This is a genomic window from Actinomadura sp. WMMA1423, assembly GCF_006547145.1.
Taxonomy (GTDB): domain Bacteria; phylum Actinomycetota; class Actinomycetes; order Streptosporangiales; family Streptosporangiaceae; genus Spirillospora.
Genome location: NZ_CP041244.1, coordinates 1,249,878 through 1,269,774 on the forward strand (window position 1 = coordinate 1,249,878; position 19,897 = coordinate 1,269,774).

The following is a 19,897-nucleotide window of genomic DNA, read 5'->3' on the forward strand; positions in this document are numbered from 1 at the left end:
TCGTCATGAAACTCAGCACGACAACGAAGGCCGGAGGAGTCGTCCTCGCCTTCGCCTTGGCCGCCACCGCATGCGGATCGAGCCGATCGGGGGACTCGGTCACCGGCGCTGACGGCTCGACCCCGGCCGCCTCGGCCAAGGCGTTCGGCGACCTTCCCACTCCGTGCGGGCCGGGCTCCGCCAAGGGCGCCACCGACCAGGGCGTCACCGGCGCCGAGATCCGCATCGGATACGGCGACGACCGCGGCTTCACCTCCGCGCCGGGTCTCGGCGAGGAGAACGGCGATGCCATCGAAGCGATGATCAAGTGGTGCAACGCGCAGGGCGGCATCCTCGGGCGCAAGATCACCGGAACCCGGTACGACGCCGCGCTGACCAACGCCGCCGCGGTGATGCAGAAAGCCTGCAAGTCCGACTTCATGCTGGTCGGGCAGGGGTTCGCCTATGACGAGGCCGCCGAGCCGATCCGGGTCGGCTGCGACCTGCCCTCCGTGCCGTCCTACACCGTCGGGCCGAACGCCGGCATGGGACCCGACAAGTTCGAGCCGATGCCGTTCCCCGCCGACCGCTACAACGCCTCCGGCCTGGCCCAGACGCTGAAGCTCGTCCCCGAGTTCGGGCAGAGCCCGACGATGGTGCTCTCCGACTCGCCGCCGGTCAAGGCCGCCAGCGCCAAGGTCGCCGCGGTCCTCGGGCAGTTGGGCGTCAAGGTCAAGGACTGCGGCATCTCGATGAGCCAGAACGGCGAGGCCAACTACGTGCCGTTCGCCCAGAAGTACAAGGACTGCGGCGCTTCAGCTCTCTGGACCAGCAACGGCCCCATCCCCAGCCAGATGGGGCTGTTCGAGGCACTCGGCAGGATCGGCGCCAAGCCGCCGAAGGTGGTCGAGTCGCAGTGGTACGGCGAGGTCGCCTCGGGGTGGAACGGCAAGTCCCACGCGGCGGACGGGCTCGTCACCTCCCTGTACTTCCAGCCCTTCGAGAACGCCGCCCAGGTTCCCGCGGTGAAGCAGTACCTCGACCTCGTCAAGGCGGACGGCAACAAGCCGGCGCTGCTGGGCATGTCCGCGACGTCCGCGTTCCTGCTCTGGGCGACCACCGCGAAGGGATGCGGCGACACCCTCACCCGCGACTGCATGGTCAAGGGCCTCTCCCAGGTGCACAAGTGGACCGGTGGCGGCCTGCACGCACCCAGCGATCCGGGAGCCAACCTGCCGAGCGACTGCGCGCTGGTGGTCCGGCTCGACGGCGGCACGTGGAAGCAGGTGTCCCCCGAGAAGCAGGGTGAGTTCGGCTGTGACAAGAGCAAGGTCGTCGAACTCGATCCCAAGCTCTCCGGCGTGACGCTGAACGACGACCGCCTCTCCACCCGGTTCCTCAAGAAGTAGCCGTGACCGCTTTCCTCACGTACACCGCGCTGGGCCTGGTGCTCGGCGCGGTGTACGCCATCGCCGCGTCGGGCCTGGTCCTGACGTACAACACCTCCGGGATCTTCAACTTCGCGCACGGCGCGCAGGCGATGATCGGCGCGTTCACCTACTACCAGCTCGACGTGCAGTGGGGCCTTCCCGCGTGGCTCGCCCTGGTCGTCGTCCTGGGCGTGCTCGGCCCCGCGATGGGCCTGCTGCAGCACGCCCTCATCATGCGCGGGCTTCGCGACACCGAGCAGATCACCCGGATCGTGGTGACGGTCGCCGTGATGCTCGGCCTCGTCGCCCTGTCGCAGTGGCTGTGGGATCCGCAGGAGGCACGGGTTCCGGAGATGTTCTTCGGGATCGACCGCACGGTCACCGTTTTCGGTGTCGTGCTCCGCTACCACGAGGTGATCTGCCTGGTCATCGCGGCCGTCCTGGCCGTGGGCCTGCGCGCGCTGTTCGTCCGGTCGCGGCTCGGGGTGCTCATGCGGGCGACCGTCGACGACCCCGACCTGCTGAGCCTGGCCGGGCACGCCCCCGACCGGGTGTCGGCCCGCGCGTGGGCGCTCGGGTCCACCCTCGCCGTCCTGGCCGGCGTCCTCACCACGCCGGTCATCGGAGGCCCGCTGGAGGCGAACGCGCTGACCCTCCTGGTCGTCGACGCGTTCGCGGCGGCGCTCTTCGGCAGGCTGCGGAGTATCCCGCTCACCTTCCTCGGGGCGGTGGTGCTCGGACTGATGAACAGCTACCTCGTCGCCTACGCGCCGACCGACTGGACGTGGGTGAGCAACCTGCGCCAATCACTCGCCATGGTCGTCCTGTTCGCGGTCCTGCTCGTGCTCAGGCACGACCGGCTCCGCGGCATCGCGACCCGCTCGCGGGAGCGCTACGAGGTGCCGACCGTCCGCCGTGCGGCGCTGTGGGGCGGAGTGTTCGTCCTGGCGGTCCTGGCATTCCGCCAGATCATCGACCCGTCGTCCGTGGGGCTGCTGCAGCTCGGCATCGCCTTCGCGGTCATCGCGCTCTCGCAGACGCTGCTCACCGGCTACGCGGGAGAGCTGAACCTCGCGCCACTGGCCTTCGCCGCCATCGCCACCATCGTCGCGTTCCACGCGGGGGTCCAGGGAGAGGGAGCCGACACGCGCCTGAGCATGGGCGGCCTGGTCGCCGGGGTCGCCGCGGCCGCCGTGACCGGGGCGATCGTCGCCGTTCCGGCGCTGCGGCTGCGCGGTCTCTACCTGGCACTCGCGACGCTGGCCTTCGGCGTGTTCGTCTCCGCCATGCTCCTGCGCGACATCGAGGAGCACACCCTCTTCGGCCGGACGTTCTCGATCTTCCCGAACGGCAACCTGCTGTTCCCGCGACTCGCCATCGGGCCGGTCGACCTGGCCGACGACGACGTCTTCCTCCTCGTTTCCGCGGCCGCGTTCGCGGTTCTCGGCATCGGGCTGGTGGCGCTGCGCAACAGCGGCTACGGCCGCCGCCTCGCCGCGATGAAGGACAGCCCGGCGGCCTCCGCGATGCTCGGCCAGCGGCTGCTGTGGCTGAAGCTGTCGGTCTTCGCCACCTCGACCGCGATCGCCGGTCTCGGCGGGATCCTCATGGCCATGGCCCTCAGGTCGGTCACGAAGGAGCACTTCATCCTCACGCTGAGCCTGTCGCTGGTGATGCTCGCCGTCGTCAGCGGCATCGGGTACGTCAGCGGCGCGCTGCTCGGCGGGCTGGTCGTCGGCGCGGGGATGACGGCACTCGTGACGCTGCTGAGCGACGCCGAGACCGCGAACCCGCAATTCGGCGGGACGCTCGGGCTCCTCGCCCATCTCGTGCCGGTCAGCGCCGCACTCGCCGGCATCGGGGTCGCACGCAACCCCAGCGGCATCCTCCACGACGTCTTCGCAGCCCATCGACGGCTCGCGAAGGCGCCCGAGGTTCGGTACGGCGGTATCGCCGCGCAGTGCGCGCTCTACGCGCTGGCCTGGTTCGGCGTTCTCGGCACGGCGTCGTTCCTCGTCCTCAGCGCGGTCCTCTGGCTGGCCCTGCCGCGGATTGGATCGGCGCTGCGGCCGCAGACCGCCTCGGGCGGCGGACCCGCGCGGAGCGAGGTTCCGGAACTGGTCGGCATCGGCGCCGACTACCCGTCCGGCCTCGCGGACCGGCTGGACGAGCAGCTCGGCATCAACGCCCTGCGCGACAAGAAGAGGGTGCCCCATGCCAGTGCTTGAGACCCGGGGCGTGACCGTCCGGTTCGGTGGGAACACCGCGCTCTGCGACGTCGGCCTCACCATCGAGCCCGGCCAGGTGACAGGGCTCATCGGCCCCAACGGGGCGGGCAAGACGACCATGTTCAACTGCATCACGGGCATGCAGTCGGTGGCGTCAGGGAGCGTCCTGTTCGAAGGCGAGGACATCACCCGCCTCGGGCCCGGCCGCCGCGCGCGGATGGGAATGGCGCGCACGTTCCAGCGGCTGGAGCTGTTCCTGTCGCTGAGCGTCCGCGACAACGTCCGGGTCGCCGGGGACATCATCCGGGCGAACACCCGCAAGCGGATCGACGTCGAGGCGGAGACCGACCGGATCCTGGACCTCGCCGGACTCGCCGACATCGCCGACGAGAACGTCGCCGGCATCCCGACGGGCCGCGCGCGGGTCGTCGAGGTGGCCCGGGCGCTGATGACCCGGCCGAGGCTCCTGCTGCTCGACGAGCCCGCGTCGGGGCAGACCGAGCACGAGAGCGAGCGGTTCGCCGAGCTGCTGCGCGGGCTCGCCGGCGACGGCATCGCCGTGTGCCTGGTGGAGCACGACCTGCCGCTCGTGATGTCCCTCTGCTCCACCGTCCACGTGCTCGACCACGGAACGCTCATCGCCTCCGGGACGGCCGCGGAGGTGCGCCGGTCGCCGGAGGTCATCGCCGCCTACATCGGAACGGAGACGGCCGTATGACGATCCCGGACCCCGTCGTCGAACTGCGCGGCGTCCACGCGGCGTACGGCGACATCCAGGTCTTGCACGGCATCGATCTCGCCGTGCCGGCAGGGGCGGTGGTCGCCCTCCTCGGACCGAACGGCGCCGGCAAGACGACCACGATGAAGATCGTCAGTGGGCTCCTGCGCCCCGCCTCGGGCACGCTGCACTTCTCGGGGCGCGATGTCACCGGGATCACGGCCGCGGAGGCCGCGGGGCTCGGCGTGTGCTCGATCCCGGAGGGACGGGGCGTCTTCGCCAACCTGACCGTCCGCGAGAACCTCTGGGTCGCCGCGGGCCGGCACACCTCCCTCGACGCCATGGAGGAGGTGGCCTACGCACGCTTCCCCCGCCTAGGGGAGCGCCGGAACCAGCTCGCGGGTTCCCTCTCGGGCGGCGAGCAGCAAATGCTGTCGCTCTCTCGGGCGCTCGGGAGGAATCCCGCCGTGCTCCTGCTGGACGAGCTCTCCATGGGGCTCGCCCCCCTCGTGGTCACCGAGATGTACGAGGTGGTCGCGGGGCTCGCGGCGGACGGCGTCTCGATCCTGCTGGCCGAGCAGTTCGCCCGCGTCGTCCTGCCGCTCGCGGACCTGGCCGTGCTGATGGTGAACGGGCGCGCCGTCCGCACCGGTCCTCCGGCCGAGATCGAAGAAGAACTCTCCACCACGTACCTGGGAGGATGACATGACCACCGAGACCCGCCGCGCCGAGTTCCACGACGCCGTCGCGGCGCACCGGCTCAAGACCGGCTCAGCGAGGTCCGACCGGCCGCTGCGCGTCGTCGGCGTCCTGCTGATGCTCGTCGGGGTCGTCGGCGCGTTCGTCGCCTACAACGCCTCGCTCTCACAGGACGACCTGCGCGACATCGCGTCGAGCCAGGTCCTCGCGACGGCCTTCGCCACGGTCGCGATCGCGGGGGTCGGCTTCTACATCGCGGCGGCCCTCGCGCAGGTGCTCCGCCTCTGGCTGCTCCGGCAGCTCGTCGAGGGGCAGGCGCGCACCGACCAGCTCGCCGAGGCACTGCGCCCGGTCGAGCGTACGGAGGCGGCCGACGTGCGCTCGTGATCGCCGAACCGGCCGTGCCCGCCGCTCATCGTCGCGAGCGGCGGGCACGGCCGGATCGTCACATGTGGATGGAGCCGGCGGTGAGACCGCCGTCCGCGAGGAACTCCCCGCCGGTGCAGAAGCTGGACTCCTCACTCGCCAGATACACCATGAGGGTCGAGATCTCCTCGGGGTGCGCCAGCCGGGTGAGGGTGCTCTGGGCGCGGTCGATGTCGGCCACGCCCTGCTCGGCGGCCATCCCGGCGATCATCGGGGTCATGACGGCGCCCGGGTGCACCGAGTTCACCCGCACCCCGTGCTCGGCCAGCTCCAGTGCGGCGGACTTGGTCAGCCCGCGCAGGCCGTACTTGGAGGCGGTGTAGCCGTGCATCCCCGCAACCCCCTGCATGCCGGCCGCAGAGGACACGTTGATCACCGACGAGGGCCGTCCGGCGACCAGGGCGTCGCGTGCGGCGGACAGGCCGAGGAACGCACCGGTGAGGTTGACGTCGAGGATCCGGCGCCACTGCTGCTCGGTGTAGGCGCCCAGCGGTCCTCCGTCGAGGATGCCGGCATTGTTCACCAGCACGTTCAGCATGCCGAACCGTTCCATGGCCGCCTGCACGGCCGCCGTCCAGTCCGCGGAGCTGGTGACGTCCAGGTGTACGTAGGCCGCGCTCTCGCCCAATGCCGCGGCCAGCCGGGCGCCCTTGCCGTCATCGATGTCGCCCAGCACGACGCGCGCGCCCTCCGCGGTGAAGGCCCGCGCGTGAGCGGCGCCCATGCCGGAGGCCGCACCGCTGATCAGGGCCACCCGGCCGGACAGGCGTCCGTTCGTCATCGTCTCTCCTCTCTGGAGTCAGGCCAGCACGCAGTGGGTGCCGCTGAAGATGGTCGGCATGCACTTGTTGCAGTGGATGCACAGTGAACGGGTCCCCGGCTCGGCCTGCATGCGGTTGAGCAGGTCGGGCTCGCGCAGCAGGGCGCGGGCCATCGCCACGAACTGGAAGCCCTCGGCCATCGCCAGGTCCATGGTCTCGCGCTGGCTGATGCCGCCCAGCAGGACCAGCGGCATCTTCACGGCCGCGCGGAACTGGCGGGCGCTCTCCAGCAGGTAGGCCTCCCGGTAGGGGTAGCTGCGGATGAACTTCCCGCCCACCAGCTGGACGCCCAGCTTCACTGGCTGGGGCATGGCGGCGGCGAACTCCCGCAACGGCGCCTCGCCCCGGAACAGGTACATGGGGTTGAGCAGGGAGCTGCCGGCGGTCAGCTCCAGCGCGTCCAGGCCGCCGTCCTGCTCCAGCCACTGCGCCACCCGCAGGCTCTCGTCCAGCCAGAAGCCGCCGGGTACGCCGTCGTCCATGTTCAGCTTGGCCAGGATCGCGATGCGGTCCCCGACCGCGTCGCGGACGGCGCGGGCGATGCCGCGCACGACCTTGGCGCGGTTCTCCAGCGAACCGCCGTACTCGTCCCTGCGCTTGTTGATCTTCGGGCTGAGGAACGAGCTGGACAGGTAGTTGTGGCCGAAGTGGATCTCCACGGCGTCGAAGCCGGCCTCGACCGCCAGCAGTGCGGCGTCGGCGTGCGCCTTGGTGATCCGCTCGATGTCGGCCTTGCTCGCAGCGCGGAGCATCCGGAGCGCCTGCGGGTTGAAGGCGCGGGACGGGCCGAGCGCGGGCAGCCCGTTGGACTTGCCGTTGGCGACCGGCCCCGCGTGCCCGATCTGCGCGGAGGCGGCGGCGCCCTCCGCGTGCACGGCGTCGGTGAGGCGGCGCAGGCCGGGCAGCGCCTCCGGTCGCATCCAGATCTGGTCTCGCTCGGTGCGGCCTTCGGGGGCCACGGCGCAGTAGGCGACCGTCGTCATGCCGACGCCTCCGGCGGCGTGGCGGCGGTGGAACTCGATGAGCTCGTCGCCGACCAGCGCGTTCTTGGTCATGCCTTCGAAGGTGGCGGCCTTGATGATGCGGTTGCGCAGTTCGACCGGGCCGAGCTTGGCGGGCGCGAACACGTCCGGGGCGGTCATGTGCACTCCAAGGATCAGAAGGTCATGGGCGTGGGGTAGGCGTCGGGGCGCATGGCCGCGTCGGTGCCGCCGTCGACGTACAGGACGGAACCGGTGGTGTAGCGCGCCTCGGGCTTCAGGAACTGCTCCACCCAGAAGGCGATGTCCTCCGGCTCGCCGAAGACGCCCAGCGGCATCGGCGTGGGGAACGAGTCGGCGTCCAGGTCCTCGGGCTTGCCGGTCGAGCCGAGCATGAGCGGGGTGAGCACCGCGCCGGGGGCGATCGCGTTCAGCGTCACGCCGTTGCGCGCCCACTCGGGGGTGACCGCGGTGCGGCGCACCCAGCGCGCGATCGCCAGCTTGGACGAGGCATAGGCGGTGATCGACGGCACGATCTGCGTGATCTCCGCCGGCATGGCGGCCTGCTGCTCCACCGCCCGAGCCCGGGCGGCCTCCTCATCGCCCGAGAGCGAGAGCTCCACCAGAGCGTCGTCGACCAGCGGGACGGTGGACGCCGAGTTGGAACCGATCACCACGGCCCGTCCCGCGCCCGAGCGCTCCAGCGCGGGCCGCAGCGACTCCAGCAGCGCGACCGGGCCGAAGTAGTCGATCGACATCACGGCGGCGGGGTCGGGCATGTCCGGGCCGACGCCTGCGATCGCCGCGACGCCGTCCAGCGCGCCCCCGCACGCCCGCAGGATCGCGGCGGCCGCCTCGGCCCGGCCTTCGGCGGTGCCGAGATCGGCGATCACCTGCGCATCGCGCAGGTCCACCCCGATCACGGCGTGCCCCGCGGCCGCCAGCCGGGCGGCGGTGGCCGCGCCCATCCCCGATGCCGAACCGGTGACTGCGAAGGTCGCCATCGTTCACCTCCCTGTCTCCGCCGGCTCCCTGAAGCCGGTTTCAATCAACATTCAATCACTGATTGAACGATGATTGCGCAAGGTGTGGTGGAATGACCAGATGTCCGAGGAGATTGCTTCGACCAGGGACCGCCTGCTGACCGCGGCCGAGCGGCTTTTCGCCGCCAGGGACCCCGACAAGGTCTCCCTCCGCGTGATCAACGCCGAGGCCGGCCTGAACCCCGGAGCGGTGCACTACCACTTCGGGTCGCGCGAGGGGCTCATCACCGCCCTCCTGGAGCGCGAACTCGTCCCGGTCTGGGCCGACCGCCTGGCGCCGATCGCCGAAGCCTCGGAACGGCTCGGCGCGGAGTCTCCGCTCCCGGTCGCCGACCTCGTCGCGGCGATCGTCGAGCCGTTCGAGGAGCTGATCCGCACCGACAAGGGGCGGATGCTCTGCCACCTGCTGGCCAGAACCGCCCTCCCCCAAGGACGGCTGCCGGTCTCCTCCCCCTGGTTCAGCGCGGCCCCCTTCGAGGTCATGCTCGCCCGCGCCATGCCCGAACTGCCGGCCCGGGAGATCTCCGAACGCTGGCGCCTGGCCTTCACCCTCCTCCTGGAGATCTACGGCCGCGCCGCCGCCGGCCGCCCCCCGGTCGCGTCCGAGACCCTCATCTCCTTCCTCACCGCCGGGCTGACCGCGCCCGCCCGCTGAACCCCGCTGCCGGCGGGCGGGCCCGCCATCACTGGTGGGCGCCCCCATCGACGCGTATCTCCGTACCGGTGATGAAAGCGCCGTCGTCCGAGGCCACCATCGCGACCACGCCGGCGATGTCCTCGGGCATCCCGAACCCCTCCTTGATCGCCGGATTGAGCTTGAGGAAGAGATTCCAGTCGACGTCCTCGGGCACCAGGGAGGCGATGTTGTTCGTGATGCCGCTGCTGACCCCGCCGGGCATGATGCTGACGGCCCGCAGCCCCTGTCTGGAGTACTCCTGGGCGATGGAGTGGGTGAACGACAGGATGCCGCCCTTGCTCGCGGAGTAGGCCGCCATGAACGGATGGCCGAACTGGGCCGCGGTGGAACTGAAGTTCACGACCACGCCCCTACCGGACCCCAGCAGCGCAGGCAGGGCGGCGCGGGTCATCAGGAAGGTGCCGGTCAGGTTGACGCCGATCACTCGGTTCCACAGATCCAGCCCGCACTTATGGGTGTGCGCACCGCGCAGCATCCCTGCGGCGTTCACCAGGACGTCCAGACCGCCGAGCCCGTCGACCGCGGCGGTCACGCCCGCGTTCACGGCCGCCTCGTCGGAGATGTCGATCACCTCGGCGACCAGCCGCTCCCCGCTCCCCGCCGCCGCGGCCCGCTGGACGGTCTCCTCCAGGCCCTCCTTGGCGACGTCCGCGGCCACCACCCGACCGCCCTCGGCGAGGATCCGCAGGACCACGGCCTGACCGATCCCGGACGCGGCTCCCGTCACCAGCACGCGCCGGCCGGCGTAACGCTCCATCTGCCCTCCTCGCCGGGCTCCGAGAGGAGCCGCCCGATGATCTGGTCCTCGCCGGGGCGGCAGCAGGCCGCGCCCGAGGGCCGCCCTCACGGTTCCGCCGGTGCGAGCGGACCGGAAAGCCCACCTCCCACTCAGCGGAACGCGAATTCTTCGCTCACACCGAGCTCGAATCCGAAAACCTAGCAATATTCGGTCTTGGCCTTGACGTACCTGCGAATCGCACCGTACTTTCACCACATAGGGTTCAATTAAAACGTTTTAATACTCCATCGCGTCCTTTTACTCCGGCGTTCCCACCCCCTCCATCGATCTCGCCAGGAGCTTTCATGAGTCCCACCCCTCGTCGCCGGCTCCAGGCCGGCGTCATGGCACTGGCCTGCACCGCGGCCCTCTCAGCCGCCCCGACCGCGGCCTCGGCGGCCTCGGCGGCGCCGTTCGGGGTGTCGTTCGCCCGCGGCTTCGCCTCCCCTCCCACCGATGCCCGGCCGAAGATCCGTTACTGGTGGCCCTGCGGGGAGATCACGCCCGCGGCCATCGAGGCGGAGGTGCGGCAGATCGCCTCCCGCGGATTCTCCGCCGCCGAGATCTCCTGCATGTTCAGCTCGAACCCCGGCGAGTACGGCTGGGGAAGTTCCGCGCTCACCGATCGGCTCGAGAAGGCCGTCCAGGCGGGTCGGCGGCACGGCGTGAACATCGACTTCACCGTCGGGCCATCGTGGCCGCTCGTCGTGCCCGGACTCACCCCCGACTCCCCGGGGGCGGCTCAGGAGATCGCCTATGGAAGCACCGTCGTCGAGGGCGGCACCTCCCACACCGGTCCGGTCCCGGCAGCGCCCGCACCTCACGCGGGGGTCGAGAAGCAGACCCTCGTGGCCGTGCAGGCGGTCCGCTGTGCGGTCGCCTGCACGGGGGCAAAACCCGTCAAGCTGGATCGGAGCTCCCTGATCGACCTGACCGGGCGGGTACGCAATGGGTCGGTGTCATGGACGGCCCCGGCCGACGGCGAATGGCTGCTGCTCGCCTACTGGTGGCGCGGTACCGGCCAAGCGTCCGTCGCGGGCCAGGCCGTTTCCGGCCGGCCCGCCTTCGTCGTGGACCACTTCAGCACTGCGGGAGCGAAGGCCGCGACGAACTACTGGGACCAGCACATCCTGACCCCAGCAATGCGGCGCCTCCTCAACGGCGGCAACCTGTTCGAGGACTCCCTCGAACTGGACTCCGGCCAGCACTGGACCGCAGACCTGCCGGCACGCTTCCGCGTCCTGCGCGGCTATTCGCTGCGCGACAACCTCCCCGTCCTGTTCATCGACAAGATCCACCGGCAGTACACGGCGGTGACGCCCGACGACACGCCCGACTTCGAGTTCACCGACGGCAGCGGTGCCCGCGTCCGCGACGACTACTACCGCACGCTCACCGACCTCTACATCGCCGAGCACGTCAAGCCCCTGCAGACCTGGGCCCACGCACGCGGGCTGCGGTTCCGCGCCCAGCCGTACGGGACGACGATCGACACGCCCAGCGTCGACGCGGCGCTCGACGTGCCCGAAACCGAATCGCTCGGGATGTGGGCGGGCTACGACGACGAGCCGAGCCGCTGGACATCGTCGGGTGCGGTCCATCTCGCCGGGCGCGAGGTGTTCTCCCTCGAGTGCTGCGCCACCTACGGCGAGGCCTACGGGCAGACGTGGCCGGAGATGCTCAAGCATTTCAACACTGCCTTCGCGCACGGCGTCAACCAGGTCGTCTACCACGGGTTCCCCACCGAGCAGGGCTTCGGTGCGCAGTGGCCCGGCTTCTCCCCGTTCACGACGCAGGGCGGAAACGGGTTCTCCGAGGCCTGGGGGCCGCGGCAGCCCACCTGGGACGACACCCGGAAGATCAGCGACTGGACGGCGCGCACACAGTACGTCCTGCGCCAGGGCAGTCCCCGGGTCGATCTGGCGGTCTACCGGCAGAGCTACGGGACGAAGGTCCGCGAGCCCGCCGGCGCCTCCGGGTTCACCTACGATTTCACCGGCCCGGGTCAGCTCGACGGGACCCGCGTCGAGAACCGCCGCCTGGCCCCGGGCGGTCCGGCCTACCGGGCCTTGGTCCTCGGCAGGCAGCAGACGCTTCCAGTGGGAACGGCCCGTCTCCTTCTCGCGCACGCCCGCCAAGGGCTGCCGATCGTGATCGTCGGTGATCCGCCCAGCCGGACGCCCGGTGCCTACGAGGCCACTGCCCAGGACGCCGAACTCGGCCGGACCGTCAAGGCGCTGCTCGCCCAGCCGTCCGTCCGGCACATCGCCGCCCAAGGCGACCTGGCCGACACGCTGGCGGACCTCGGGGTACGGGCCTCGGCCGAGCCGACGGCGCCCGGGTTGCTGAACGTCCGGCGGGCCCGCCCCGGCGGCGACCTCTACTACCTGTACAACCCGACCTCGGCCGCGATCTCCACGCAGCTGTCCCTGGAAGGCAGGGGCGGCCCGTACGAGCTGGACGCATGGACCGGGAAGATCACCGCGATCGGCCGATACCGCACCGAGGGCCCGCGCACGACAGTGCCGGTCAGCCTCGCTCCCGGCGCTTCCACCATCATCGCGCTCGGGAAGCCCGGCGGCCGGCACGCGACCGCGACAACCGGCGGTGAGATCGTCACCGAGGGCCGCGCCCTGGCTCTGCGTGCGTCAGAGGCGGGCCCCTACACCGTGAGCCTGGACAACGGTCGGACGGTCCGCGTGACCGTACCCGAGGCGGACGCCCTGCGGACGCTGAACTCCTGGACGCTGTCGGTCGACGACTGGCACCGGGGCGCCGACGGGAAGCGCGAAACCACTCGCCATCAGCTCGACCTCGCCCGGCTCACACCATGGAGCGACATCCCCGAGTTGCAGGACGTGTCGGGAGTCGGCACCTACAGCACCACGGTGACACTCGCCCGCCTGGACGGCGCCTACCTCGACCTCGGCGAGGTCACCGACACCTTCGAGGTGACGGTGAACGGACGAGCCCTGCCACCGGCCGACCAGGTGACCGGGCGGCTCGATCTCACCGGCTACGTGCACGAAGGCGCCAACACCATCACGGTCAAGGTGGCCACCCCGCTGCGCAACCGCCTGAGGGTGACCGACGGCTTCCCCGGACAGGCACAGCAGCCCCGCCAGCGGTACGGCCTGATCGGCCCGGTCCGGCTCACCCCCTACCGGCAGGTGCCGGTCTCGCGCTGACCTCGTCCGAATCGACCGTGCCCGCCCGTTCCGAAGGTGTTCCTTCGGAACGGGCGGACCGACCATGCACAACGGTCTCCAAACCCCCGAGGAATCTCATGTCAGAGGCCACCGACCCCAGCTCCCGGTAGTTGGCCGCACCGGCCAGCGTGGACAAAAGCCGGACGGCCCGGCGGGGTGTTCCACTGAGTGAACTACTGCGTGCCACCGGTGCGTGACGACCTCTTACGGTCGCAAAGAACCGACCGGTGCGCGGACGACCGGAATACCCCGCCGAAATGCCGTCCGGTGGATCGGACTTCAAGGAGCTGCTCATACATGACGCCCACGACCGAGACCGCCATGATGCCCTTCGTCAAAGTCGTCACCGACGATCCCGAGCGGCTGCTCTCGTTCTACTCCGATGTCTTCGATTTCAAGATGGTCCGGCGGGTCAAGTCCAGTGCGGGCACAGAATGGGAGCTGGAAGAGATCCTCACCCATGCGGCGGACGACCGGGGATGCACGCTTGTTCTACTGAAGTTCCTCGCCAGGCCCATTCCGGAGCCCGGCGGAGTCATCCTGGGAATGCGTGTCGCCGACATCGACCGGACATTGGAACGTGCGGTGAAGGCCGGCGGCACGATCGCGAGACCCCTTCAGACCATCACGGAGCACGGCGTCAAGGTCGTGTTCGTGAAGGATCCCGGCGGCAACCTGGTCGAGATCATCGAACCGTCGAGCTGAGCCGGAGCGCCGATGGATCCCAGGCTCGACCCGGATGTGCGGGCTTTGCAGGAGGCTCGGGCAAAAACGAAACCCGTGCGGATGGCAGACGCCGGCTACCAGAGCATCCGCGACTGGCTCGAAGACCTGCCGCATCCGACGGGACTGCCGGAGATGGCCGGCACCGACACCCTCCAAATCCCCGGTCCCGGCGGGGATCTGCGGCTGGACGTCTACACACCGGGCGAGCGGCCATCGTTGCCGGCGGTGGTCTATTTCCATGGCGGGGGCATGGTGATGGGGTCGAACCACTCGTTCCGTCCTACGGCCATCAACATCGCCCATAGCTCGGGGGCGAAAGTGATCGCCGTCGATTACCGCCTCGCGCCCGAACACCCCGTGCCCGCTCAACTGGAGGACTGCTATGCCGCCACCGAGTGGGTAGCGGCCAATGCGGCCGAACTGGGCATCGACCACGAGCGCATCTGCGTCATGGGCGACAGTGCGGGCGGTACGCTCGCCGCCGGAGTGGCTCTCAAAGCACGCGACAGCGGCGGGCCGGACTTGTTCTGCCAAGTCCTGATCTACCCAGGCGTCGATGCCGACATGGCGGCGGAGTCGGTGACAGAGTTCGCCGAAGGACCGGGACTGACTCTGGAGGACATCCGCTATCTCCGCGGACTCGCGGGCGAAGGGGCCGGTGTCACGTCACCTTACGTCCTGCCGATCCTGGCGGAAGACCTGTCCGGGCTTCCGCAGACGATCGTGGCCGTGGCCGAGTGCGACCCGGTGCGGGACTGGGGCGAGAGGTACGCGGCGCGCCTCGTCAAGGCGAGGGTCCAGACCACGGTGACCCGCTACCCGGGCCTGACGCACGGCTTCGTCATGCAGGTCGACCATCTCGCCCGTGCCCGCCTGGCGATTTCCGAGATCGGAGCCCTCCTGGACGCCAAGTTCCGGCATCCCTTGCCGTGGTGAGAGACCCCACCGGGCATCCACCGATCGCCCGAGCCCGGCGGTCCGGTGTTCAGCTTGGGCGGGCTATCGGACGGTGTTCAGCTTGGGCGGGCTATCGGACCAGAGCCCAGTATCAGGCCGAGTTGGGTCTCGGAGCCGTGCCGGTGCTGGTCCATGAGTTGGGCCAGCCGAGCGTTGTCCCCATCGCGCAAGGCCTCGATCATCGCCTCATGCTCGTCGAGCACGGCGCGGCGGCTGTCCGGAGAAAAGAGGTAGACGGCGTGGTAGGGGGCGGCCCAGTTCCACAGACGCTCGATCTCGTCGATGATCAAGTTTCGGTCGTCGAGGTGGAAGATCGCGAAGTGGAAGTCGTGGTTGCGGAGCCGCATCGCCACCAGGTCGAGCCGCTCGGCGGCGGCGGCGACCTCGGCATTGAGGCCAATGATGTGCTGCAACCGCTCTTCGTCGGGCTTGGGCAGGCCAGCGATGACCTCGTTCTCGAGCAGGTGCCGCATCCGGTAGATCTGGTCGAACTCCGCCTGGCTCAGCCGCGCGACGGTGTAGCCGACGTTGTGCACGTGGCTCATCAGTCCGTCGGCCGTCAGCTGGCGCAGGGCCTCCCGGATGGGCAGACGGCTCACGCCCAGGCGCTCGGCCATGTACTCCTGGCGGATCTGCTGGCCGGGCAGCAGCTCGCCCGACATGATCATCCGCCGGAGCTCTGCCACCACGCGTTCGACCGCCTTGGTGCGCCCGCGGGCGGCGGTCTTCTCGGCCGGCACCCTGCCCCTCCCCACCCCTGACATTGCTGTGGACACGTTACTGGATCAGCTCTACGCAGAAGATCGGCGCGAGCGCGGCTCGTGAGGCCCGCCCGTCAACCGCCGTCAGCGCCGGTCCCCGGGGCGGCCGGCTTCCGCGCCCAGCCGTCGTGCCCCTTGCGGCCGAGCGACCACATCTGCACCCCGCGCTCGATCTCGACGGCCGCGCTCCACGGGACGGCCGGAGGGCCGAGTTCGAGCGTGGCGCTGTCCTTGATGCGGCGTGCGAGCGCGGGGTCGGCGGCGGCCTTGGCGACAAGCCTTGTCGCCGTCCCGAGCAGTTCACCGGGTTCGACGGCCGCCCAAGCGAGCCCGCGCCGGACGGCCTCGGTCCCCGTGAGCGCGGCGCCGAGCACGCCGAGGGCGACGGCCTGCTGGTAGCCGACCGCGCGCCCGAGGAGGGCGAGGTGCCCGCCGCCGGGATGGATGCCGCGCGCGAGGAAGCCGCTGTCCAGGACCGCGTCGGGCGTGACGATCAGGAGATCGGTTGCCAGCGCGAGGTTGAGCCCGGCACCGACAGCGCCGCCGGCGACGAGGGAGACCGACGGCACCGGCAGCCGCCCCACGCCGACGAACGCGTTGTAGACGGCCGAGGTCCGGGCCACCGCCTCCGGGGAGGCGGGGTCGGCCGACGAGTCCGCCAGGTCGCGGGTGTCGGCGCCGCTGCAGAAGTAGCCGCCCTCGGCGTCGATGACCGCCGCGCCGATCGTCTCGTCTGCGCGGACACGGGCGCAGAACTCCTCCATCGCGGCGGCCATCTCCAGCGTGATGGCGTTCTTGCGCCGCGGGTTGCTCAGGGTCATCCGGGCGATTCCCCGGTCGAAGGACGTGATGATCACGATGCGGCACCGGCCTCTGTCTCGTGGTGGGACGCGTTGACGAGCCTTGCGATGTCGGTCCGGCCATAGCCGAGCCCGGACAGGATCGACTCCGTGTCCGCACCCCGCGCCACCGGTGGGGTGGGACGCCGTGTCGGGGAACGGCCGAGCGAGATGGGAACGCCCACGCCCCGGTAGCCGCCGGCGTCGACGAACAAGCCGCGGTGAGCGACCTGTGCCGTGCGGAGCGCACCCCCGACGTCGTTCACCGGGCCCGCCGGGACGCCTGCCGCGATGAGCTCCCGGGCCAGTTCACCACCGTCGCGTGCCTCGATCAGCTCCGCCAGCAACGGCACGAGCTCGTCCAGATGGGTGATGCGCGCCGCGTTGTCCGCGAACCGGGGATCGTCGGCCATTTCCGGACGTCCGAGGACGCCCGTCAGCGACCTGAACTGGCGGTCGTTGGCCGCGCTGATGAAGAAGTCGCCCGAGCGGGTGGTGAACACCTGGTACGGGGCCACGATCGGATGGGCTCCGCCGGTCCGCAGCGGCACCCGTCCGTCGGCCGCCCAGCTCGCCGCGTGCGGGTGCAGGATCGATATGACGGCATCGAGCAGTGCGATGTCGACGAGCTGGCCGCGGCCGTCGTCGCGGCGCGCGTGGAGAGCGAGCAGGATGCCGCCGAATGCCAGGTTGGCCGTGACATGGTCGACGATCGGCACCCCGACTCTGAGCGGTTCCCGGTCGGGGTAGCCGTTGACGCTCATGAGGCCGCCGTACGCCTGCAGCACCGCGTCATAGCCGGGCAGGCCGCCCATGGGGCCGTCCGAACCGAACCCGCTGATCCGGCAGTAGATCAGGTGGGGATGGCGCTCGGCGAGGGTTTCCTCGTAGCCGAGGCCCCAGCGCGCCATGGTGCCGGTCTTGAAGTTCTCCACGACGACATCGGCCTCGGCGAGGAGCCGGGTGAGCACCTCGCGACCAGCATCGGTCGACAGATCCAGTTCGATGTTGCGCTTGTTGCGGTTCAGCCCGTGGTAGTACGCGCTCGTCCCGTCGGGGTGGAATGGCGGGCCCCACCCGCGGGTCTCGTCACCGGCCGGGCCCTCGACCTTGATGACGCTGGCTCCGTGGTCGGACAGCATCTGGGCGCAGTGCGGCCCCGCGAGGACCCGGCTGAGATCGAGGACGCGCAGCCCGTGCAGGACCCCGGTCGCCTGCTCTGGGACGGCCCAGGCGGCGTGTCTTCCGGCCGCCGGTTCAGTCATCGGCATGTGCCCGTGCTCCTTCCGGCACGCGGCCGCTCCCGGCCACGAGCGCCCACACGTCACCGCCGTGCCCGTCCACCAGGTCCGCGAGCCGGCGGTGCCAGTACAGCTCGTTGCCGTACTCGTCCCGCCAGGCCCACAGGCGCCGGGTGAACGCGCCCAGACGGTGCTCCATCGTGAAGCCGATCGCGCCGTGCAGCTGGTGACCGGCGGCCGCCACCGACCGGGCGAGCGCCGACGTCTCCGCCTTGGCTGCGGCCACCATGAGCTGGCGGTTCCGGCTCGAGTGCGAGAGCGCCAGCACGGCCGCGTCTGCTGCGACCTCCATCGTCACGACATCGGCGGCCAGGGCCGCCAGCCGGTGCTGCACCGCCTGGAACCTCGCCAGCGGACGGCCGAACTGCTCTCGCTCCCCCACATGGCGCAGCGTCGTATCGAGTACCTCGCGGGCGGCACCGGCCAGCTGAACGGACCGCGCGGCGGCGCCGAGCAGTTCAACGTCGCGGTACCGCATCCCTTCGGGGAGCGGGAACACCTGGCTGGTCTCGACGCCGTCAAGTACCGCGCCGGCGCGCTGCTCGCCCGCGACATCGGGGCACTCGACGAGACGCACCGCCGGATGGGCGAGCGGTACGATCACCGCGGCGAGGCCGTCCGGCGTGCCGGCGAGCGCGACGAGATGCTCCGCGCGCCGCATCCAGGGGGCGCCGGGCAGCGAACCGCCCACACGCCACGCACCGCCGGGCCCGGGTTCGGCGCAGACCTCGCCGTGCGCGGCGGTGAACGGGCCGTCCGGTGGCGACGCCCCGGCCGCCGCGAGCAGCGGTGCGGCGATGAACGCGGCCTCCGCGACGGGGGCGGCGGCGCCCGCACCGGCCGCCTCCCGGACGAGCACGGCGGCCTCGCGGAGCGTGCCGCCCCCGCCGCCCAGGCGTTCGGGGACGGCGATGGAGATGAATCCCAGCCGTTCGAGTTCGGCCCACAGGGCGGTGTCGAGGCCGGGCGGTGCGGAGGCGTCGGCGGCCCGCCGCGGCGCCAGGACTCCGCGGACGGCCTCGGCGAGGTCGGTCAGGTGATCGGTCATCGGCCCGCCAGTCCCTTCGCCACGATGCTCCGCAGTACTTCACTGGTGCCGCCGCGGAGCGTGAACGCGGGCACGTGCAGGACCGCTTTTGCGAGCATGGCCGCGAGTTCGTCCGGCACCGTGCCGGACGCCGGATCGGCATGCCGTCGCACGACCTCAACCACCTCTCCCTCGAACGCGGTGCCCAGGTCCTTGACGAGGGCTGCTTCGAGCGCGGGGTCCTCCCCCGCGGCGAGCCGCCCCGCCACCCCGAGGGACAACTGCCTCAGCGTGGTCAGACGGGAGACGAGGCTGCCGAGATCGGCGCGTGCGACGGGGTCGTCACCGAAGGCACCGGTGCGCGCCCAGGCCAGCAGCAGCGGCATCGTGCTCAGCACGCGTTCCGGACCCGACCGCTCGTTGCCCAGTTCGGCGGTGACCTGGCGCCAGCCGTCACCGCGGCGCCCCAGCAGCGCGGTCATTGGTACCACCGCGTCGTCGAAGACGACCTCGTTGAAGTGGTGCGCCCCGTCGATCGTGATGATCGGCGAGACGGTCACCGCGGGATGCGGCAGGTCCACGATGAACTGCGACAGCCCGGCGTGCCGGTCACCGTCGCCGTCGTCGGTCCGGGCGAGCACGACGATGGCCGTGGCGACGTGCGCGACGCTCGTCCAGACCTTGCTCCCCGTGAGCCGCCAGCCCGCCCCGACCTCGACCGCCCGCGTCCGGACGGAAGCCAGGTCCGAGCCGGCATCCGGCTCGGACATCCCGATCGCCATGAACTGCTCGGCGCGCGCGATCCCGGGCAGGTAGCGGCGTTTCTGCTCCTCGCTGCCGTTGCGCAGGATCCCGGGCGCCATCTGGCGGTCGGCGATCCAGTGCGCCGCCACCGGTGCCCCCGCGACCAGGAGTTCCTCGGTCACCACGTACCGCTCCAACGCCGAGCGTCCGTGCCCTCCGTACCGCGCCGGAACCGTCATCCCCACCCAGCCGCGGTCGGCCAGCCGCCTGCTGAATGCGGGGTCGACGCCCGACATCCAGGCATCGGCCTCAGGGGAGAAGCCGCCGGCGGCGATCTCCCGCTCCAGGAACTCCGCGACCTCGCGTCTCAGTTCGTGCAGCGCCCCGGGCGGCTCGTCGACCGCTGTGATCCTCAGTGCCACGTGACCGCTCTTCCTCACGTCCGACGGGCGGGTTGGATTGGATCCTATCTTGATAAACAGGATTGTTGACAAGTGATCGGCGGCGCCGATTCAATGGGTGACCCCGATCACC

The 19,897-nt window shown here is 70.7% G+C and carries 18 protein-coding genes; 9 read left to right on the top strand and 9 right to left on the bottom strand.

The window, feature by feature from the left end:
- Positions 1 to 5 precede the first annotated feature (5 nt).
- The 5 genes from FKD65_RS06110 to FKD65_RS06130 are packed head-to-tail and all read left to right on the top strand — an operon-like array spanning position 6 to position 5,441.
- The gene (locus tag FKD65_RS06110) at positions 6 to 1,388 is read left to right on the top strand and encodes an ABC transporter substrate-binding protein (protein ID WP_141576552.1); all 1,383 of its coding nucleotides are present in this window, start codon (positions 6 to 8) and stop codon (positions 1,386 to 1,388) included.
- A 2-nt stretch (positions 1,389 to 1,390) separates the two neighbouring features.
- Positions 1,391 to 3,637 (top strand): ABC transporter permease, encoded by a 2,247-nt coding sequence (locus tag FKD65_RS06115; protein ID WP_141576553.1) that lies wholly within the window; start codon positions 1,391 to 1,393, stop codon positions 3,635 to 3,637.
- Positions 3,624 to 4,355: an ABC transporter ATP-binding protein gene (locus FKD65_RS06120; protein WP_141576554.1), complete on the top strand. Its 732-nt coding sequence runs from the start codon at positions 3,624 to 3,626 to the stop codon at positions 4,353 to 4,355. The genes FKD65_RS06115 and FKD65_RS06120 overlap by 14 nt, the downstream gene beginning before the upstream one ends.
- The gene (locus tag FKD65_RS06125; protein ID WP_141576555.1) at positions 4,352 to 5,059 is read left to right on the top strand and encodes an ABC transporter ATP-binding protein; all 708 of its coding nucleotides are present in this window, start codon (positions 4,352 to 4,354) and stop codon (positions 5,057 to 5,059) included. Before FKD65_RS06120 ends, FKD65_RS06125 begins: the two co-directional genes overlap by 4 nt.
- Before the next feature lies 1 nt (position 5,060).
- A complete protein-coding gene (locus FKD65_RS06130; RefSeq protein ID WP_141576556.1) occupies positions 5,061 to 5,441 on the top strand; it encodes a hypothetical protein in 381 nt (126 codons plus the stop codon).
- Positions 5,442 to 5,499: 58 nt separating this feature from the next.
- On the opposite strand, the gene FKD65_RS06135 is transcribed toward FKD65_RS06130, so the two are convergent.
- From FKD65_RS06135 to FKD65_RS06145, 3 genes are read right to left on the bottom strand one after another with little or no spacing between them, the layout of a single operon-like run.
- Complete coding sequence (locus tag FKD65_RS06135) at positions 5,500 to 6,261, bottom strand: SDR family oxidoreductase (protein ID WP_141576557.1); 762 nt, start codon at positions 6,259 to 6,261, stop codon at positions 5,500 to 5,502.
- A gap of 18 nt (positions 6,262 to 6,279) precedes the next feature.
- Positions 6,280 to 7,443 (bottom strand): NADH:flavin oxidoreductase, encoded by a 1,164-nt coding sequence (locus FKD65_RS06140; RefSeq protein ID WP_141576558.1) that lies wholly within the window; start codon positions 7,441 to 7,443, stop codon positions 6,280 to 6,282.
- Positions 7,444 to 7,457: 14 nt separating this feature from the next.
- Positions 7,458 to 8,285, bottom strand: coding sequence for an SDR family oxidoreductase (locus FKD65_RS06145; protein WP_141576559.1), 828 nt, complete (start codon positions 8,283 to 8,285; stop codon positions 7,458 to 7,460).
- 100 nt (positions 8,286 to 8,385) lie between these two features.
- Between FKD65_RS06145 and FKD65_RS06150 the strand changes: the two genes are divergently transcribed.
- Positions 8,386 to 8,979 carry a TetR/AcrR family transcriptional regulator gene (locus FKD65_RS06150; RefSeq protein ID WP_141576560.1) on the top strand — a complete coding sequence of 198 codons (594 nt, stop codon included), beginning with the start codon at positions 8,386 to 8,388 and terminating at the stop codon, positions 8,977 to 8,979.
- A gap of 28 nt (positions 8,980 to 9,007) precedes the next feature.
- On the opposite strand, the gene FKD65_RS06155 is transcribed toward FKD65_RS06150, so the two are convergent.
- A complete protein-coding gene (locus tag FKD65_RS06155; RefSeq protein WP_141576561.1) occupies positions 9,008 to 9,778 on the bottom strand; it encodes an SDR family NAD(P)-dependent oxidoreductase in 771 nt (256 codons plus the stop codon).
- A gap of 326 nt (positions 9,779 to 10,104) precedes the next feature.
- Between FKD65_RS06155 and FKD65_RS06160 the strand changes: the two genes are divergently transcribed.
- From FKD65_RS06160 to FKD65_RS06170, 3 genes are all read left to right on the top strand, one after another.
- The gene (locus tag FKD65_RS06160; RefSeq protein WP_141576562.1) at positions 10,105 to 12,987 is read left to right on the top strand and encodes a glycosyl hydrolase; all 2,883 of its coding nucleotides are present in this window, start codon (positions 10,105 to 10,107) and stop codon (positions 12,985 to 12,987) included.
- Between the two features lie 318 nt (positions 12,988 to 13,305).
- Positions 13,306 to 13,713, top strand: a complete 408-nt coding sequence (locus FKD65_RS06165) for a VOC family protein (RefSeq protein ID WP_141576563.1) — start codon at positions 13,306 to 13,308, stop codon at positions 13,711 to 13,713.
- Between the two features lie 12 nt (positions 13,714 to 13,725).
- The gene (locus tag FKD65_RS06170; protein ID WP_141576564.1) at positions 13,726 to 14,670 is read left to right on the top strand and encodes an alpha/beta hydrolase; all 945 of its coding nucleotides are present in this window, start codon (positions 13,726 to 13,728) and stop codon (positions 14,668 to 14,670) included.
- 77 nt (positions 14,671 to 14,747) lie between these two features.
- Here the strand turns inward: FKD65_RS06170 and FKD65_RS06175 are convergent, their stop codons facing one another.
- From FKD65_RS06175 to FKD65_RS06195, 5 genes are all read right to left on the bottom strand, one after another.
- On the bottom strand, positions 14,748 to 15,431 hold the full coding sequence (locus tag FKD65_RS06175; protein WP_205718561.1) for a GntR family transcriptional regulator: 684 nt from the start codon (positions 15,429 to 15,431) through the stop codon (positions 14,748 to 14,750).
- Between the two features lie 95 nt (positions 15,432 to 15,526).
- On the bottom strand, positions 15,527 to 16,309 hold the full coding sequence (locus FKD65_RS06180) for an enoyl-CoA hydratase/isomerase family protein (RefSeq protein WP_205718562.1): 783 nt from the start codon (positions 16,307 to 16,309) through the stop codon (positions 15,527 to 15,529).
- Positions 16,306 to 17,562 (bottom strand): CaiB/BaiF CoA-transferase family protein, encoded by a 1,257-nt coding sequence (locus tag FKD65_RS06185; protein ID WP_141576566.1) that lies wholly within the window; start codon positions 17,560 to 17,562, stop codon positions 16,306 to 16,308. Before FKD65_RS06185 ends, FKD65_RS06180 begins: the two co-directional genes overlap by 4 nt.
- Positions 17,549 to 18,640, bottom strand: a complete 1,092-nt coding sequence (locus FKD65_RS06190) for an acyl-CoA dehydrogenase family protein (RefSeq protein ID WP_141576567.1) — start codon at positions 18,638 to 18,640, stop codon at positions 17,549 to 17,551. The genes FKD65_RS06185 and FKD65_RS06190 overlap by 14 nt, the downstream gene beginning before the upstream one ends.
- A complete protein-coding gene (locus FKD65_RS06195) occupies positions 18,637 to 19,785 on the bottom strand; it encodes an acyl-CoA dehydrogenase family protein (RefSeq protein WP_141576568.1) in 1,149 nt (382 codons plus the stop codon). Before FKD65_RS06195 ends, FKD65_RS06190 begins: the two co-directional genes overlap by 4 nt.
- Positions 19,786 to 19,897 lie beyond the last annotated feature (112 nt).

What these genes read in the sequence shown, in the direction of transcription:
- FKD65_RS06110 (WP_141576552.1), top strand. Translation starts at nt 6, where the DNA reads ATGAAACTCAGCACGACAACGAAGGCCGGAGGAGTCGTCCTCGCCTTC.
- FKD65_RS06120 (WP_141576554.1), top strand. Translation starts at nt 3,624, where the DNA reads ATGCCAGTGCTTGAGACCCGGGGCGTGACCGTCCGGTTCGGTGGGAAC.
- FKD65_RS06125 (WP_141576555.1), top strand. Translation starts at nt 4,352, where the DNA reads ATGACGATCCCGGACCCCGTCGTCGAACTGCGCGGCGTCCACGCGGCG.
- FKD65_RS06130 (WP_141576556.1), top strand. Translation starts at nt 5,061, where the DNA reads ATGACCACCGAGACCCGCCGCGCCGAGTTCCACGACGCCGTCGCGGCG.
- FKD65_RS06135 (WP_141576557.1), bottom strand. Translation starts at nt 6,261, where the DNA reads ATGACGAACGGACGCCTGTCCGGCCGGGTGGCCCTGATCAGCGGTGCG.
- FKD65_RS06140 (WP_141576558.1), bottom strand. Translation starts at nt 7,443, where the DNA reads ATGACCGCCCCGGACGTGTTCGCGCCCGCCAAGCTCGGCCCGGTCGAA.
- FKD65_RS06145 (WP_141576559.1), bottom strand. Translation starts at nt 8,285, where the DNA reads ATGGCGACCTTCGCAGTCACCGGTTCGGCATCGGGGATGGGCGCGGCC.
- FKD65_RS06150 (WP_141576560.1), top strand. Translation starts at nt 8,386, where the DNA reads ATGTCCGAGGAGATTGCTTCGACCAGGGACCGCCTGCTGACCGCGGCC.
- FKD65_RS06155 (WP_141576561.1), bottom strand. Translation starts at nt 9,778, where the DNA reads ATGGAGCGTTACGCCGGCCGGCGCGTGCTGGTGACGGGAGCCGCGTCC.
- FKD65_RS06160 (WP_141576562.1), top strand. Translation starts at nt 10,105, where the DNA reads ATGAGTCCCACCCCTCGTCGCCGGCTCCAGGCCGGCGTCATGGCACTG.
- FKD65_RS06165 (WP_141576563.1), top strand. Translation starts at nt 13,306, where the DNA reads ATGACGCCCACGACCGAGACCGCCATGATGCCCTTCGTCAAAGTCGTC.
- FKD65_RS06170 (WP_141576564.1), top strand. Translation starts at nt 13,726, where the DNA reads ATGGATCCCAGGCTCGACCCGGATGTGCGGGCTTTGCAGGAGGCTCGG.
- FKD65_RS06185 (WP_141576566.1), bottom strand. Translation starts at nt 17,562, where the DNA reads ATGCCGATGACTGAACCGGCGGCCGGAAGACACGCCGCCTGGGCCGTC.
- FKD65_RS06190 (WP_141576567.1), bottom strand. Translation starts at nt 18,640, where the DNA reads ATGACCGATCACCTGACCGACCTCGCCGAGGCCGTCCGCGGAGTCCTG.